Annotated in this window: 13 protein-coding genes; 10 read left to right on the top strand and 3 right to left on the bottom strand. The window is 39.3% G+C overall.

Going from position 1 to position 17274, the window contains the following annotated elements:
* Positions 1-3: 3 nt before the first annotated feature.
* From thiL to QL886_RS09240, 9 genes are all read left to right on the top strand, one after another.
* Positions 4-1035: a thiamine-phosphate kinase gene (gene thiL, locus QL886_RS09280; RefSeq protein ID WP_290178499.1), complete on the top strand. Its 1032-nt coding sequence runs from the start codon at positions 4-6 to the stop codon at positions 1033-1035.
* A 3-nt stretch (positions 1036-1038) separates the two neighbouring features.
* Positions 1039-1644, top strand: coding sequence for a phosphatidylglycerophosphatase A (locus tag QL886_RS09275; protein ID WP_290178498.1), 606 nt, complete (start codon positions 1039-1041; stop codon positions 1642-1644).
* A gap of 169 nt (positions 1645-1813) precedes the next feature.
* Positions 1814-3190, top strand: coding sequence for a bifunctional UDP-N-acetylglucosamine diphosphorylase/glucosamine-1-phosphate N-acetyltransferase GlmU (gene glmU / locus QL886_RS09270; protein ID WP_290178497.1), 1377 nt, complete (start codon positions 1814-1816; stop codon positions 3188-3190).
* A 182-nt stretch (positions 3191-3372) separates the two neighbouring features.
* Positions 3373-5217 (top strand): glutamine--fructose-6-phosphate transaminase (isomerizing), encoded by a 1845-nt coding sequence (gene glmS / locus QL886_RS09265; protein WP_290178496.1) that lies wholly within the window; start codon positions 3373-3375, stop codon positions 5215-5217.
* Positions 5218-5365: 148 nt separating this feature from the next.
* Positions 5366-6181 carry a TnsA endonuclease N-terminal domain-containing protein gene (locus QL886_RS09260; protein WP_290178495.1) on the top strand — a complete coding sequence of 272 codons (816 nt, stop codon included), beginning with the start codon at positions 5366-5368 and terminating at the stop codon, positions 6179-6181.
* The gene (locus tag QL886_RS09255) at positions 6165-8264 is read left to right on the top strand and encodes a Mu transposase C-terminal domain-containing protein (RefSeq protein ID WP_290178494.1); all 2100 of its coding nucleotides are present in this window, start codon (positions 6165-6167) and stop codon (positions 8262-8264) included. The genes QL886_RS09260 and QL886_RS09255 overlap by 17 nt, the downstream gene beginning before the upstream one ends.
* A gap of 22 nt (positions 8265-8286) precedes the next feature.
* Positions 8287-9960, top strand: coding sequence for an AAA family ATPase (locus QL886_RS09250; protein WP_290178493.1), 1674 nt, complete (start codon positions 8287-8289; stop codon positions 9958-9960).
* A gap of 1 nt (position 9961) precedes the next feature.
* Entirely contained in the window at positions 9962-11509 is a 1548-nt protein-coding gene (locus QL886_RS09245) for a TnsD family Tn7-like transposition protein (protein ID WP_290178492.1), read from the top strand.
* Entirely contained in the window at positions 11506-13074 is a 1569-nt protein-coding gene (locus tag QL886_RS09240) for a Tn7-like element transposition protein TnsE (protein WP_290178491.1), read from the top strand. The genes QL886_RS09245 and QL886_RS09240 overlap by 4 nt, the downstream gene beginning before the upstream one ends.
* Positions 13075-13117: 43 nt before the next feature.
* On the opposite strand, the gene QL886_RS09235 is transcribed toward QL886_RS09240, so the two are convergent.
* The 3 genes from QL886_RS09235 to QL886_RS09225 form a co-directional block, all read right to left on the bottom strand.
* A complete protein-coding gene (locus QL886_RS09235) occupies positions 13118-13738 on the bottom strand; it encodes an AbiV family abortive infection protein (RefSeq protein ID WP_290178490.1) in 621 nt (206 codons plus the stop codon).
* 136 nt (positions 13739-13874) lie between these two features.
* Positions 13875-14810: a nucleotide-binding protein gene (locus QL886_RS09230; RefSeq protein WP_290178489.1), complete on the bottom strand. Its 936-nt coding sequence runs from the start codon at positions 14808-14810 to the stop codon at positions 13875-13877.
* A complete protein-coding gene (locus QL886_RS09225) occupies positions 14794-15096 on the bottom strand; it encodes a hypothetical protein (protein ID WP_290178488.1) in 303 nt (100 codons plus the stop codon). Before QL886_RS09225 ends, QL886_RS09230 begins: the two co-directional genes overlap by 17 nt.
* Before the next feature lie 202 nt (positions 15097-15298).
* Here QL886_RS09225 and QL886_RS09220 point away from each other — a divergent pair, with 202 nt between their 5' ends.
* On the top strand, positions 15299-17272 hold the full coding sequence (locus QL886_RS09220; protein WP_290178487.1) for a site-specific DNA-methyltransferase: 1974 nt from the start codon (positions 15299-15301) through the stop codon (positions 17270-17272).
* Positions 17273-17274: the final 2 nt, after the last annotated feature.

Raw genomic sequence — 17274 nt, 5'->3', positions numbered from 1 at the left:
GCCATGAACGAGTTTGAGCTGATTGAGCGTATATTCTCACAGATGCAGGCCACACATGCACCATTAACTGGTATCGAAAAAGGTATCGGTGACGACGCGGCGGTGATGGCATTGCCAGCAGGATCACGCTTGGTTAGCTGTATTGATACACTGGTTCAAGGTCGTCACTTTCATGCTGACTGGCAAAGAGTTGATGAACTGGCATTTGCCATTGGCTATAAAGCCGTGGCGGTTAATGTCTCAGACATTGCAGCTATGGGTGCGACGCCGCATAGCATTATGCTAGCGTTGGCACTACCTGAACGTCTAGCAAATCACGAATGGCTCACTGAATTTGCCAAAGGGCTGTTTCATGCGTGCCAGCTGTTTGGCGTGACGCTGATAGGTGGTGATACCACGCGCAGTGAGCGTTTAGTACTCAGTGTCAGCGCGCAGGGATTACTGGCCACAGATACACCAGCCATTTATCGCTCAGGTGCACAAGTGGGTGATAAAGTTTATGTTTCAGGCACACTTGGTGATGCCGCTTTTGCCTTAAAGTATCCTGACAGCGCACAAGGTATCGAGTTGGCACATCGTCTACATATGCCGACGCCGCGTATTGCGCTAGGTGCAGCATTGGCAAAGATGGGTGCAACATCGATGATAGATATCTCTGACGGCCTTTATCAAGATCTTGGCCATATCTGTCAGCAAAGCTCTGTCGGTATGCGTATCCATTTAGATAAGCTACCGAGTAGCGAGTCATTATCTACTGTCGATTTGTCTGATCGCTTATTAGGTCAGCTAGCGGGCGGCGATGATTATGAACTGGCATTTACTTTGCCTTCACATATCAAACCGCCTACTGGCAACACACCTGTCACTTGTATCGGCGAGGTAATTGCACTAGCAGATCCGATAGCGACAGATACCAAGTCTTCTGATAACTCACGTCTTGAACTGTTTTATCAAAATCAGCCAGTGACGCCAACTCAGCCCGCACCGTTTTTAACGTGGCCCAATCTTACTGGTTACCAACACTTTACAGGCTAATCCATGACTGATCACGACTTATCTAAGCCTGACATCCGTAAAGCAAATGACTGCCCACCGCTACCAGACGGTGCCAGTATGCTTGACCGTGTGGTTTATTGGCTTGGGCTAGGTTTAGGTAGTGGTCTGCCGCGCCGTGCACCTGGCACTTGGGGTACTGTTGGTGGGCTGATTGTGGGTGTGCCCCTCATGAGTCTAGGTTTTATTCCTTTTTTACTGTTGACTATTTTATCTTGTTTGGTTGGTATCTGGATCTGTGGGCGTACTTCTGAGTTAATGCAGGTACACGATGATCCACATATTGTGTGGGATGAATGGGCAGGCATGTGGATTACCTTATTGCCGTTATCTTACATTTTGTCTTATTTATTTCCTAAGCCTGAAAACACATTGTCGTTAATGATGATGCCTATGTTTTGGGGCTGGCTACCGACCGCCTTTATCCTATTTCGCGTATTTGATATCTTAAAGCCGCCACCGATTGGCTGGGCAGACAAAAAAGTTGCTGGCGGTCTTGGGGTAATGTTAGATGATATTATTGCAGGCATCATGGCAGCGGTCATTTGGTTGGTTATTTACATCATTGTGATGATGTTCATGTCTTTTTGATATTAGCTCACAGAAATATTTACTACAGTTTTAGCTATCTTATATATTTGATTTTACTTACTTAAATTATTGGTATTCAAATTACAAAGCCTGCACATCACAGCATTTTTATAAATGAACATTTGCGCTATAATCCAATATTATATTTTGTTACATTTGCGAGCCTATTATGACATCTCCTCTTTCTGTAATTATTTTAGCTGCCGGTAAAGGCACACGTATGCAATCAGCAAAGCCAAAGGTATTGCAGACATTGGCTGGGAAGTCTTTATTAGGTCATGTGCTAGATACTTGTCATCAGCTAACTGTTGATGAAACCATCATTGTTCATGGTTTTGGTGGTGATCAAGTAAAGTCAGAAATTACCAATCAATATACACAAGCACCGATTACTTGGGTTGCTCAAACTGAACAATTGGGAACTGGCCATGCGGTCAAGGTGACACTGTCTGATTTACCTAAGTCAGGACAAAGTCTCATTCTTTACGGTGATGTGCCATTGGTAAGCTGTCAGACATTGACAGCATTAAAAAATGCCAATACTAATGGTATGTCGATGCTGACGTTGACTGTCGATAATCCATTTGGCTTAGGTCGTATTAAGCGTGACCAAGCAGGTAATATTGAAGCCATCGTTGAGCAAAAAGATGCCGATGCTGAAGAGCAAAGTATTAAAGAAATTAACAGCGGTATCTACTGCGTCGATAATGCGCTACTGCACAAATACTTGCCTAAGCTCTCTAACGATAATGCACAACAAGAATATTATCTGACGGATATTGTCAAAATGGCCGTCGCCGATGGTATTACTATCGCGGCAATTGAGCCTGAGCATACGTTTGAGATTGAAGGGGTAAATAACCGCCAGCAGCTTGCTAGCTTAGAGCGTACTTGGCAACGTAAGCTAGTTGCTGACTTACAAGAAGCTGGCGTACAGTTTGCCGACCCTACTCGTGTCGATATCCGTGGTACGTTAACCGCTGGTCAAGATGTATTTATTGACGTTAATGTGGTGTTTGAAGGTGACTGTACCTTGGGTGACAACGTCTATATCGAAGCGGGCTGTGTCATCAAAAATGCCAAGATTGGTAATGCCTGCTACATCAAACCGTATTGCGTGATCGATCGCGCTGATATTGGTGCTGGTGTTGATATCGGGCCTTTTGCGCATTTGCGTCCTGATACCGTACTATCTGATAACAGCAAAGTTGGTAATTTTGTCGAAATTAAGAAATCGACTATCGGCAAAGGCAGTAAAGTAAATCACTTAAGCTATGTCGGCGATGCGACTGTCGGTACAGGCGTTAATATCGGCGCTGGTGTCATTACTTGTAACTATGACGGTGCTAATAAATCGCAAACCATCATTGAAGACAATGCGTTTATCGGCTCTAATGCTAGCTTAGTCGCGCCAGTGACGATTGGCGATACTGCTACTGTGGCCGCTGGCTCTGTGATTACTAAAGACGTTAACAGTAGTGCGTTGGCATTTGGTCGTGCGCGTCAAGTACAAAAAAATGACTTTCAAAGACCAACTAAAAAATAATTGCTCATTGGTGGTTTAGCCAACCTCAGTCATTCTTGAACCATTTTAAGCAGTACGGCAATCTTTGTGGTGCTGCTTCATCATATTTATCTGTTGATGACTCATCATTAATATCCGACCAAATTATTTGATCTTGCACCATTATATATTGAACTACTAAAATTTGAATCTAAGGAATAGCCATGTGTGGAATTGTAGGCGCCGTTGCTGAGCGAAATATCGCTAATATCTTACTTGAAGGCCTAAAACGTTTAGAATATCGCGGCTATGACTCAGCTGGTCTGACCGTTATTCGTGATGGTGAACTACACCGTGAGCGCCAAGTAGGTAAAGTACAGGCACTGGTTAATGCCGTCGCTATCAATCCAGAGTTTTTTGATGGTCATATTGGTATTGCTCATACGCGCTGGGCAACTCATGGTGAGCCAGCACAGCGTAATGCGCACCCACACGTGTCAGGCAAGATTGCGGTCGTTCATAACGGTATCGTCGAAAACTACGCTGAACTAAAAGAAGAGCTAATAGCCAAGGGCTATGTGTTTACTTCACAGACAGATACTGAAGTTGTGGCGCATCTAATCCATGATATTTACAAAAAAACGCCTGACTTGTTAGAAGCGGTCCGCACCATTATCCCGTTATTGCACGGTGCTTTTGCATTGGGTATCGTCCACGTAGACTGCCCTGATGAGCTCATTACTGTACGTCTAGGCTCACCTTTAGTGATCGGTGTCGGCATCGGTGAGAATTTTATCGCATCAGATCAGTTGGCTTTGCTGCCGGTGACTAACCGCTTTATGTATCTAGAAGAAGGTGATATCGCCAAATTAACTCGCAATAGCATTCAAGTTTATGCAGATGGTGTTGAAGTCCAACGTCAGATACATGAAATTGATGCCACCCAGCATAATGCCGATAAAGGCGAGTTCAAACATTATATGCTCAAAGAAATTTATGAGCAGCCAGATGCCGTCGCTCGTACGATAGAGATGGCTTTGGATAATGGTGAAACGACTAAACTACGCGACGATTTTTTACAGCGTCATGAGACACTGTTATCAGGTATTCGTCATGTACAAGTGATTGCTTGTGGTACCAGTTATCACGCTGGTATGATCGCAAAATACTGGTTTGAGAGCCTTATCCGTATACCTTGTTCCGTCGAGGTTGCCAGCGAATTCCGCTATCGCAATCCTGTCGTCGTCGATAATACTTTGGTCATCTGTATTTCTCAATCTGGTGAAACGGCTGACACCTTATCAGCGTTACGCGATATCCAGAAGCAAATGCCAGCAGGCTTAGTTAGCTTGGCACTATGTAATGTACCGACGTCATCGCTGGTACGTGAAACAGACATCTTCTTGCCGACGTTGGCAGGACCTGAAATTGGCGTCGCCTCTACCAAAGCATTTACTACTCAGCTTGTAGCATTGATATTATTAATATTAAAAGTTGGTGTCACGCAGAAACGCATGACTGACGAACATTTAAATACGTTATTAAGTGAGTTACATCAATTACCAGGACAACTCTATGCCAGCTTAAACCTTGATGGTTCCATTAAGACCATGAGTGAAAGCTTTGAGGATAAGAAAAGCTGTCTATTTTTAGGTCGCGGGCTACAGTTCCCGATTGCTCTGGAAGGCGCGTTAAAGCTAAAAGAAATTTCTTACATTCATGCAGAAGGTTATGCGGCAGGTGAACTCAAACACGGTCCATTGGCATTGGTCGATAAAGACATGCCCATCGTCGTATTGGCACCTAAAGATAGTATGTTTGATAAATTAAAAGCCAACATGCAAGAAGTGCATGCGCGTCATGGCGAGCTATTTGTATTCGCTAGTGAAGCCAGTCAGATGGTCGCTGAAGATAGACTGCACTTAGTATATGTGCCCGATGTTTGCGAGACGCTTGCCCCTATTGTCTACAGCGTGCCTGTGCAGCTGTTGTCATACCATGTAGCAGTAATGCGTGGCACAGACGTCGACCAGCCACGCAACTTGGCAAAATCAGTCACGGTAGAATAAGAAAAACTACTTTACGTAAGATCTGTGTACGCGAGTAATAAAGTGTCATACTGAGTAATAAAGATTCATACTGAGTAATAAAGTATCATACTGTTGACTCCGCTATTACCCCCTGCTAAAGTTTATATAACTTTAGCAGGGGTTTTTTATGCTTTCAAAAAAACAAGAAAAGTGGCTTAAAGAAGGTAGAGGTCAGGGGGAGTTTGCCGATTACAAACCTTGGATAAAAATATCTGATATATCGTCGTCAGGTCGATCCCATAGGGTTTTCGGTCACAAAACAAGACGTACTCACCATTTAATGTCTGATTTAGAGCTAGCAACATTTCTATTTCTTGAATGGAGTCAAGAAATAATAGATATTCGAGAGCAATTTCCTCTTAAATTTGATGAAACCCTTCGGATTGCAGAGAATATGCAAGTAAAGCATCCTGCTATTAGAGGCAATACTCATGTTATGACATCAGACTTTTATGTTGTGAGCTCTGATAAAGAGCTTAGCCAATTTGTTTTGCAGGCAAAATATTCAAAAGATCTAATGAAGCCCAGAACTCTAGAGAAACTAGAGATAGAGCGTCGATACTGGCACTCTAAAGGCATTTCGTGGCAGATAATCACTGAAAAAGACATACCTATAGCCGTTCAAAATAACATTAAATGGCTATATCCAGAAACTACTCTAAATAGGTCAGTTGATACTCAAGACAGTCTGTATTTTTACGCTAAGGAATTTACCAAATATCCTGAAAAAAGCATTATCGCTGTGTGCAAAGATATTGATACTGCATATTTCAGTGAGGTAGGCAGTTCGCTTAATGAGTTGAGAACGCTATTAGGGCTGAGGTTCTTCACATTCGACCTTCGCATAGACTTCAGAAAGCTAAAGTGTAGCGACATTCAAATAAGTAACTCTCATTATTGGGACTTGATGACTGAGGAGCTTGGATATGTTGCGAATCAATGATGTCTATAGTAATCAAGGTTCAACGTATAGAATACTAAGCCTTTTACCAGAGCAAGTTGTTTGGATTGAGATTGATCGTACATCCTCATTGCCTGAACTTGTACTTATTAAGGATTTAGTAAGTCTGATTGAAGAGGGTGTGTGTTATATCACTGACGACCCTCATCAGAGTTTACTGTTACAAACTCCAAAAGATGGCAGTAAAGCTCAGTTAAAAAGAGATGAGAATTATGAGCTTATTAAGCCTATCGTAAGTCACCCTTTATATTACCTTCCAGAGGAACGTGCAAATTTCATTAATGAGATTGTTGACTCTAAAAGAAGTACAAAGCAAACGCTATATCGATTACTTCGTAGGTATTGGCAAAAAGGCCAAGTACCTAATGCTCTACTTCCGAACTATAAGAATTCTGGAGCGAAAGGAAAAAAGCGTATTGCTAAAGATAAAGAGCTAGGTAGGCCTAGGCTCTATAAGGAAGGGGTTACTGCCGTTATTAATGAAGATGTAGAAAGGCTCTTCTCAATTACTATAAATAAGTACTTATTAAACGATAGCAAGCATACAGTCGTCTATGCTTACCGAAAATTTAAAACAATGTATCGCTCTTTAAATCCAGATGTTAAAGAAGAGGACTTTCCTAGTATCTGGCAGTTTAAATACTTTTATGACAAGAACTTTACTTCCGTTCAAAAACTCAAAGCTAGATATAATAAAATCAGTTATAACAAAGATGTGAGACAGTTAAGCTCGACTGTTAACACTCAAGTTCTTGGTCCTGGTTCACGCTATGAGATCGACGCTACTATTGCAGATATTTATCTAGTATCTGATTCAGATAGGCAGAGTATTGTAGGTCGTCCAGTTATTTACTTCGTTACAGATGTGTTTAGCCGCATGGTAGCAGGTTTTTATATTGGATTTGAAAACCCTTCCTATGCCACGAGTATTCAAGCCTTAGAGATGGCAGTAGCGGATAAACAAAGTTACTGTAAAAATAATGGTATTAATATCACAGCTGACGATTGGCCATGTATAGGCTTGCCAGATGCAATTCTCGCAGATCGTGGAGAGTTACTAGGTCATCAAATTGAGACCTTGGAAAAAAGCTTTTCAGTTCGAGTAGAGAATACCCCTCCTTATCGTGGCGACTTAAAACCTATTGTGGAGCGTTACTTTAAAACCATGCAGGCAAAGTTCAAACCATTTGCGCCAGGAGTAGTCACAGGGGTTAAAGAGAAGAAAAAAGGTGGCAACGACTACCGATTAGATGCTGCTTTGACAATTTCAGATTTAAAAAAAATTCTTATTAATTCAATTTTGATGCATAACAATGCTCATCAATTAAGTCACTATGATAGAGATAGTGATATGCCATCTGACTTACCTCTAGTTCCTATTGAATTATGGAAGTGGGGGTTACAACATCGAACAGGTAGGCTTCGTGCTGTCTCAGCGGATGCTTTATACATAGCGCTATTACCTCAAAAAAAAGCCAGCATTTCAGATTTAGGTATCAAGCTCTTTGGTAATTACTATATTTGTGCTGAAATAAGAGAAAAAGGCTGGCTTCATCGGAAAAACACAATCAATAGACCTAAATCGATTAAAGTTGCTTACGATCCTTTAGATGCAAATACAATTTTTATCTTTTATGAACAAGGTAGCCTCAATTATTGGAAAGCCCATTTATCCGATAGATCAAGAGAGTTTAAGGGCTGTAGTTTTTGGGAGGTGTGGCAAATACAAGAAGAGCAGAAAAAAACAGCTGCCAATCAAGAGCTTAAAAGTAGTTTCGCATTAGAAACCCTTGAACGAGAAAATGAAAAAATCATAAAAGAAGCTATGAAGGCTAAACCAACGGCATTTAAAAGCAAGTCAGCTCAGTTAGCTAATATCAATGATAACAAAAGGTTAGCTAAAGATGAGGAGCGACAGAACAGGCAGAAAAGCAAGTTTAAAAAAGGTGAGTTAATTCAACTGCCTACGACCAAAAAAAGCACGAGAAGTCAAAGTGAACTGGATGATGAAGAGCTAGCGCTTAAGTTCCCAGTTTATCATGATATTTTATCTGAAGATGACTGATTACAGAATGTTGGAGACAGTAATGATTAATGCAGTTTATAAAGAAAGCTTTGGTTCTTACAAAGGGAACCCCTTTATTGAGGCACTGCCTGACATTCTAGAACCAGAACAAGTGGTCAAAAAACTTAAAGGTAGTATAAAGCTCAATCATTCTGACTGTCAGGCTTCCTCTTCTATTAGAGCACATTTGATATCTCAAATGATGGGTCTGTTTTTTCAGCCTATCAACCGTCATATTGATCTTGAGAAGAAGTTATCAATAATGATTCGTGAAGGGTATGTTGGACGCAATCCTAAAGACGGCTCTTTAAATACTCATCTTCAAAATGGCTATGAGCGTTTAATGTCTGGTGAGGACGATGTGATTAGGTTTCCTACAGCGACTTCTACAGCTCGTAGCTTGGCATTTATAGGCTGCTCAGGTAGTGGTAAAACGACTACCCTTAATAAAATCCTATCGACCTACCCTCAAGTCATTTATCATTCAGACTTGAACTTTACTCAAATTGTCTACCTAAGAGTAGATTGTCCACATGATGGTTCACTTAAAAGCCTATGTCTTCATTTTTTTAGAGCAATCGACCAAGCTTTAGACTCTAATTATGAAAAAAAGTATGCGCTAAAACGACATAGTATTGAAACTTTATTGAATTTGATGCGTCAGATTTCTAATCACCATGCTATCGGACTGTTAGTAATAGACGAAATACAACATCTCAGTGTTAATAAGTCTGGCGGTGCTGAGAAAATGTTGAATTTTTTTGTGACGCTAGTAAATACGGTAGGTCTTCCTGTCGTTATGGTTGGAACACCAAAAGCTAGATTTATATTTGAAGGAGACTTAAGATCAGCTCGACGTGGAGCAGGTTTTGGCTCAGTTTTTTGGGAGCAGATGGCACAAGAACCAAATATAGTTTTAGCAGATGGCAAAATATATAAATCTGAATGGAACAGGTTTACGGATAATTTGTGGAAGTATCAATGGTTGAGAAAAGCAGATATTATCTTATCTGACGATGTAAGAAGTCGTTGGTATGATCTGTCACAAGGCATTTTAGATATCGTAGTTAAGCTTTTTGTACTAGCTCAGCTCAGAGCTATAGATTCAGGGATAGAGCGTATTACGGTTAAACTACTGCAGACCACTTACGATGAAGATCTAAGACCTATACATCCTATGATAGAAGCCTTGCAATCTGGTAGATCAGATAAAATTGCCGAGTTTTCAGATCTAGTAATACCCGACATCGATAAAAAGTTACTGCAGCTCCAAAGTAAGCTACATCAAAAGAAGTCTGAGTTCGATGAGGTATCAGAATATCAGGGGTGCGAACTAAGCATTAGATTACATCGTATGTTAGTCGATATGGGGAAAGACTCCCCTGTACTAGTTCCTACAGTTAAAAAGGCAGTTTCTGAGCTACCTGAAGCCTCTATGCCCGAGTTGATGTCTATTATTTTAGAATGGTCGAAAGAGGTTAAAGTTGGAAACAGCAATTTAAAAGATGACTCTCAAACGATTATTCGTACAAAGAAATCGAATTATATCAAACCAAAGGATTGGCATACGCTTGACTCTGAAGATTTACGCTATCAGTTCACTCAAAAGGAAAGGGATGATTCATTTTATGAACACTTAAAAGATTCTACATCGCTAATATTTGATATCAATGATTGGCTACCTAAGGTAAGTTGATGTGATAAACCTCCCTATCCCGTATGCCGAAGAGCTAATTTACAGCACAGTTGCTAGGTACAAAATTAGAGCTGGATTGATTAGTCCAAAGCAGTTATTAGATGATGTTTTTGAAGATAGAGGAGTAGTTGCAACTGTTGATTTGCCATGCCATTTATCTAAAATAGCGAATCACTATCCTCATAACCGTTTTAATCTGAATTATATTGCATACCAGCATACGCTTTTTCCTTTGTATGCTCCTTTTATCCCTGAGTCTAGGCGACAAGAATGTTTGAGATGGATGGCTAATCATTCGCAAGGCGCTATTCACTTAGCAATAGGGAGTAATGCATCAAGACTGCCCTCAGTAAAATATATCCGTTACTGCCCACAATGTTTTAATGAGCAGTTTAAAGATTATGGTGAATGGTATTGGTCACGTATGTGGCAAATTCCAGGCATAACTTGTTGTAGCAAGCATGGATCATTAGCGGATTCTTCAGTTGAATATCGTCCTAACTCCCGTCATGATTTTATTGCCCCTACTCCACATAACTGTAATATAAATCCACAAGGAAGTGTCAATGAAGATAATAGGTTCCTCATTTCTAAAATATCTGAGCTTTTATCCTTAGCTGAACAATCTTCTCCGACTTTTGAGCAGTGGACTGCTTTTTACCACGGTTTAGCTCGATCTAGTAACTGTATAAGAGGGTCTAAACATATCGATCATCTTCGTATACTAGAAAAGGTGGAAAATAGATGGTCATTAGAGTTTTTAGAAACGAACAATCTTCATAGACTTAACAGTGAAACAGGTTGGCTTCGCGGTATTTTTCGTAAACATCGTAAATCGTTCAGTTATCTTGAACATATTATCGCTATTAGTTCAATATTGGAGCAAGAATGGACTTTTGAAGAAATAATAATGCAGGTGAAAAGCCAGAAAACCACCCTATCTGGTAAAATTACAAAAGCGAAAAATACCATAAAGCCTGACAGTGAATTGGTAAAGTCAAATCGAAACCTATGGTTAGACTTGATTAAAGAACACCAATCGATTAAAGAAGCTAGAAAAGTCAATAAAGCTCTTTATGCATGGCTATATCGTAACGATAAGACATGGTTTATTAATACAAACAAAAACTACCATCAACGTCACATACCTAAAGGATTCACTGTAGATTGGCAAAAGCGAGATAGCGAGTTTGTGAGGTCTTTGATCAAAATAAACGATCACACATGTTTCGACTTAACATTACCTCGTAAATCAAAAAAGTGGTGGATGAATCAAACTGATTCAGTCTCAATGATTGAGAAGAATCAAGATAAGCTACCTTTAGTCTCAGCATTTTTGGACAGATATAGTGAAGAAGTTAGTAACTATCAAATAAGACGGTTAAGCCAGGTATTAATTGATAGTATATCGAACAATCAAACTTTACAGCGCTGGGAGATATTACGACTGGCTAAATTGAGTGATGAGCGAATTACTCCTGAGTCTAGTAGGTTTCTAGAGCATGCATACAGTATTACAAATATGCGAATAAACAAGGTGAGTATATGATCGCTAAAGGTTTTCCTGAAGACTCGAAAATAATGTACGTTGCTAATATTTTCAAGTTTAAACACTTGAAGACATGGAATCTTGAGCTATACGTAACAAGCACTAGGCAAAATCAAATATTACATACTAGACTATCAAATCTACCAGCTCTCGCGAAAAGAAGAGTCATAAACCCTTCAGATGGGCAGTCTCGTAAAGGTGGCTACCCATTTTTTTTGAGTAATGTCTCTACTGCTAATTGGCAAGTAGGCATTGATTCAGAAAGCGGCGGTAATACCTTTGTGTTTGACTATATCAGACCAGATGAGTCAACAGTAACGGTCCATATACCTCAGATTGAGTTTGCACGAGTGTTATTTTTTCATAATGCCTATCTTGCTCGAAACTGTATTGATCACGGATTACTCAATAGAGAGTTTTGGATTCAAGACATGCCAGATGATTCAGTATTGGTAAATGTTTTGCCTATAAGCTCTCTACCTTTAAAAACTTTTGATCACGAAGGACAGAGACGCTTACTGGCTTGGATACTAATAGATGGAAATGCGCGTTCTTCCTATGAAAGTATTGCCAAAAATTTTATTGAAGAAGTTCAGGAAACTGAAGACAAGAAAACATGGTGCTTTAAATTTAGTCCGCCACGGCTTGATAACCTCTCACTAGACACTAGAGGTTGGATGCACAAGGATACTGGCAATTACTATGTTCATGAAATTATAGGGATCAGTAATATTCTCTCCTCTTTGCCCAAAAAAGTGCCATTTTATAGTGAGAAATTCAAAGCTGGTACGAGAGGCGGCGGTACAAGTAACGTAGCTAAGCCAAATGGTTCAGTAAGTAGTGATACTATTGATGATCAGCAAGAAGCAGATATTGACACTAAACCGAAAACGATAGAGGTGCCAACAACCTCCTTTAGCTTTGCAACTCCAATAGAAACTCGAAAAGTTGTCAAAAAAAGAGTTTCAGGCGCACAAGGAGCAGAGACTGAAGATTATGAAGAGTTAGTAGAACTAGATCTTGGTACAGATGAGGCCACGATTGACGGCACAGCATGCCAAGCGGACTTCTCTGGGCTTGATGATGACAGCGATGTTTTAGAACTGTATATGCAACGATTTGAAGCCTTTAAGCTACTAATCAAGAGGCTATCAGAACGACCTAAGACTGACTGTACTGAAAAACTACATTTTTTACCTGCTGTTGGGCGCTCTAGGCTACATAGAACGATGGACGGCAATAGACGGTCTTTACTTGAAGTAAGAGTCAAAACTGACACTTCTCAGTTCGTCATTTTAGAGATAGATACTACTGACAACTTTAAGCCAATATCGACCTTAATAATAAAAATCAATGATTTAGATTACTGGGACGATCATATGGATGAGTTTCTGAGCTTAGTTGTTAAGAGATCACTGCGTTGGCCTAAGAGCAGTTATTTAAAAAAATTTGACGATGTGTACACCTTGAACCATCCTAAAAGTATGTTCGAACTTACTGAAAGTAGTGACGATTTTATACGATGGCAAAAGCGATTGGATACAGTTCTAGGTTTGGCTGAATGATTGCGGATGCTTAGTATAAAAAACGAGCATAATTATATAATTTTCATTGAATGAGTATTTTTGTCACTCTTAAAAAAATCTCATCAGTTTCATCACTTGCTATAGAAGCAACAGCCGTCATACCCCAAAATAATTCACCAAATAGCTCAATAGCTATCAGTAGGTGTTCAGCTGATAAATTAATGCTTATGAATTTAGAGGGTATATGCAAACCTTCATTAGTTCGACTAAAATACAACGACTTTTCTCTAAGAGCTGAGTATTTCCCTGTTTCATAGTTCATTATTATCTCTTCAACTCTCTCTTTACCAATACTGTTATATAAGCGTTCAGAAGATAAAAATAAAGGGTCGATAGAGATCCTATGCTTTTTGCCATGATTAAAGAGAGGGTCTTTCGATCGCTTTACTCTTTGCTTCGTTTCTAGCCCTCCTCTTGAGCGCATGTGCCCAGCGTGAACTTTAGCAATTTCTTCGAATACAGTAATAGATAAAAATAGCGAAGGTGCTGCACTGTCAGTCATTAATAAGGTATATGAAGCTTTTATCAAATCAAAGATATGCATAATAGCAGCGTTATACTCATCTCTACTCTGTAATCCTGTATAACCATCAGAAATTGATAGAGATGCTTCGTATGCTATATGGTGACCTGTACTTTTCACTACGTGACTCTCCGTTAATGAGTATCAATGACAACTGAGAAGACTTCAATAGCCTTCGGTATTCAGCTGTAGCAAACTGTTTAAGCTACCCGTGCCAGAAAATGGATCTAGACGGCTTATTTTTGATGTGAATGACTTACCCTAAAGACTTTATAAACTTGTTACTATCTAGATCATAGCCTGCTTCACTCAGCTCTTTCGATAGTATATGTTTCCAAGCGCCAGCATTATCTAACTGGTTCCAAATAACACCGCTAAAATCTGTTGGAATTTCTAAATCACCTGATTTAAATGCACATACCTTGTTCCGACCGAGTTTGCCCATGAAATAACCCAACTCTAAAATCACATTTTGACGGGCCCGAGGGTGGTAATTATCTGCATTTTTCGATTTACCTACATCATCTGGAGTCAGTAATATAATTGCAAACCCTACATCAGAATAATGCTCAATTTTTTCAATAATCGTCTTATTACCACTTGCCTGTTCATGAAGAACAATAGCTTCAAAATCATTTTTTTCTAGAAAACGTGCCATCATTTCTTTTGCATGATCGTCATGCCCATGAACGACAAATACTTTTCTATTAGATTGAGCTACAGCGTTAGCATCATATGTCTTAAGCTCAGGCTCAATTTTGCTATTTGAAGCAACATATTCTTTGTAGTCGCGCACAAATGGAATGATTAATCCTCTAACTAAATTATGAATACAAGAGATTATTTTATTATCGCGGCTACTAAAAAACTCGTATGCAAAATTTGACGCATAACTTGTATCATTACCTAGTTTTTGAACTAATGCATACTTTAGTCCCAGGTCTTGTTCATCACTACCAGTCCACTGTAGTTTGCTAGTGCCAAACATCCCTTGCTGAGTGGCATAGCTCGCCTCTAGAAATTGTTCTAAATCAATATTTTGAGTAAGTGTTTCATTGAAAGGCTGTAAGTCTTCATGGCTTAACAACTGAGCTAGATTTTCAAGCAACCCTTCATAGGTTTGGCTTTGTGAGGCTTGGAGATCTAACACGGTATTATCAATTTTTTTGAATAGATCAACGGCCATTTTCATTCCCCTCACTATCAGCCTGTATTCTTGCTTCACTTGCTTTATCTACAATCATCTGCCTATAGGCTGCCTTTATACCGTTAGCCATGTCGATAGCCACAGGATTTGAAGCGTAATTTTCGAACTTTTTATCAATCATATTTTCCATTTCAACGATAGCTAACTCAATGCTTTCAGCACTTTCAGCATCGAACTGTATGGTTCCTAATTCACCTTCAAGCTCATCGGTCACTTTGCCCAACTCACTTAATGTCTTGTTCAGTTGATCCAGCCCTTTTATCTCAAACATCTTATCTACTCCTATTTCATGACTATCGAATTTTATAAAGTTATAATAGCAGGTTAGCTGATTAACAATTCACATTAGCCGAGCATATGCGACAATATGTGTCGTTTGAAATATTTGGCTCATTGTTTGGATAGAATGACTTTGTCATAATGCCAAAGCAGTTTTATAAGTGCTCCTTTTACCTTACACCTTAGGAAGTATCATGACCAACCTGTCTACCGAAACCCTCTTTGATGAAACTGAAACGGCAAATAGCAAACAAATTGCTATTTTGAAAAAGCATTTTCCTCAATGTTTTGACAAGGATGGTCACTTTCAGCCTGAAAAGATGATGGAGGTCGTAAAAGCCAACGAAGTAGATATGGTCAAGGAATCATATAGCTTAAATTGGCTTGGTAAAGCCTATGCTAGGCTGTTAACCAACTTACCGCCACAAAAGCTACTAAAGCCTGATACAGCCCATAACGAGAGCTCAGAGAACAGTGATAGCGGTAATGTACTGATTAAAGGCGATAATCTTGAAGTATTGAAGCATTTGGTCAATGGCTACCGTGAAAAAATTAAAATGATATATATTGATCCTCCTTACAATACGGGATCAGATGGGTTTGTGTACCAAGATAGCTTTAAATTTTCAGTGGATGATTTAAGTCGCTTAGCTGGTATTGATAAGGCTGAGGCGGAGCGTATTTTAAGCTTTAATGCTAAGGGTTCGAATAGTCACAGTGCTTGGTTAACCTTTATGTATCCTAGGTTGTATATTGCTAGAGAACTTCTTCAAGAAGATGGTGTGATTGCTATATCAATAGATGAAAACGAGTTTTTCACTCTTAGAACAGTGATGAATGAAATTTTTGGTGAGAGCAATTATTGCGGAGAGATCGTCTGGAAGAACACATCAAAGAATGATCAAAAATATATATCTTTCCAGCACGAGTACATTCTTATTTTTACAAAAAGTAAAGGCACAAATGAAGGAGACTGGACTGAAAAAAAAGGTGGTTTAGATGAAATTTATAAAGCCTTTGATAAATTCCATAAACAATATGGCGATAATTGGAACCAGATTCATAAAGAAGCGTTAGCTTGGTATAAAGGATTTCCACAGTCCAGCCCAGTTTTTTCGAGTAAACACTATAACTGGATGGACAATAGAGGAGTTTACTTTGCCTCTGATATATCTGGTCCTAATGATGGTCAATACGTATATGATGTAATGCACCCTACTACTCAACAACCTTGCAAGCAGCCATCAAGAGGTTGGTTTTGTCCTGAATCAAAAATGCTAGAGCTTATAGAGCAAGACAGAATCCATTTTGGGGAAGATCACACGAAAGTACCGAACAATAAGACTTACCTGAAAGAAACAGAAAATCAAAGTTTAACTAGCTTGAGATTTACAGATAGTCGTGCTTCTTCGAAGAGGCTAAGTAGATTGATGGGCGGGAAAGTATTTACTAACCCTAAAGATGAGCTACTTCTAGCTGAATTAATGAAAGCTTTTGGAGTTACGAATGAAGATATAGTTTTAGATTTCTTTGCTGGTTCAGGGACAACTGCTCACTCAATTTGGCACTTGAATGCGAAAGAGTCATCTAACTTAAAGTTTATTCTTGTTCAAATAGATGAAAAATCAAAGCAAAAATCAGAAGCATACAAAGCTGGATATCTAAGTATCTTTGATATAACTAAAGAACGGTTAAGTAGAACTGCTAAGATCTTTAAAGAAGAAATATCTAACAATTTTTTGGATTTAGGCTTCAAAATATTTGAAACCACTAATGATTTCCGTCCCAAGATAGATGATGACTTTGAAGTTAGTAATGAGAGCCTATTTGACGACATGGTGCTCAGTGATGAACAGTACCAAGCACTGCTGACGACATGGATGTTATATGACAATAACCATCTAACACAGCAAATTGAAGATATAGACTTGCAGGGCTATAACGCTGAGCTGGTGAATAAGAACCTATATCTAATCGCCTCTGACTTTGGCACTCAAAACTTGAAGTGCTTGTTAGACAAGTTAGATGAAGATAAAGATTTTGCGCCAGATAGAATCATAGTTAACGGCTACAACTTCGATACCGCCATGCAAATGGAGTTAAACGAAGCCATCAGAAGCTATCAAAACAAAAAGAAAATCACTATCAATATTATTGTTAGATACTAAAT

Source organism: Psychrobacter sp. APC 3281 (assembly GCF_030407815.1).
In the GTDB taxonomy this organism is placed as follows: domain Bacteria; phylum Pseudomonadota; class Gammaproteobacteria; order Pseudomonadales; family Moraxellaceae; genus Psychrobacter.
This window is presented reverse-complemented; position numbering and strand designations above follow the sequence as displayed.

Coding starts and splice junctions, on each gene's coding strand:
- QL886_RS09275 (WP_290178498.1), top strand. CDS start 1,039: ATGACTGATCACGACTTATCTAAGCCTGACATCCGTAAAGCAAATGAC.
- QL886_RS09255 (WP_290178494.1), top strand. CDS start 6,165: ATGTTGCGAATCAATGATGTCTATAGTAATCAAGGTTCAACGTATAGA.
- glmS (WP_290178496.1), top strand. CDS start 3,373: ATGTGTGGAATTGTAGGCGCCGTTGCTGAGCGAAATATCGCTAATATC.
- QL886_RS09220 (WP_290178487.1), top strand. CDS start 15,299: ATGACCAACCTGTCTACCGAAACCCTCTTTGATGAAACTGAAACGGCA.
- thiL (WP_290178499.1), top strand. CDS start 4: ATGAACGAGTTTGAGCTGATTGAGCGTATATTCTCACAGATGCAGGCC.
- QL886_RS09230 (WP_290178489.1), bottom strand. CDS start 14,810: ATGAAAATGGCCGTTGATCTATTCAAAAAAATTGATAATACCGTGTTA.
- QL886_RS09250 (WP_290178493.1), top strand. CDS start 8,287: ATGATTAATGCAGTTTATAAAGAAAGCTTTGGTTCTTACAAAGGGAAC.
- QL886_RS09260 (WP_290178495.1), top strand. CDS start 5,366: ATGCTTTCAAAAAAACAAGAAAAGTGGCTTAAAGAAGGTAGAGGTCAG.
- QL886_RS09225 (WP_290178488.1), bottom strand. CDS start 15,096: ATGTTTGAGATAAAAGGGCTGGATCAACTGAACAAGACATTAAGTGAG.
- QL886_RS09240 (WP_290178491.1), top strand. CDS start 11,506: ATGATCGCTAAAGGTTTTCCTGAAGACTCGAAAATAATGTACGTTGCT.
- glmU (WP_290178497.1), top strand. CDS start 1,814: ATGACATCTCCTCTTTCTGTAATTATTTTAGCTGCCGGTAAAGGCACA.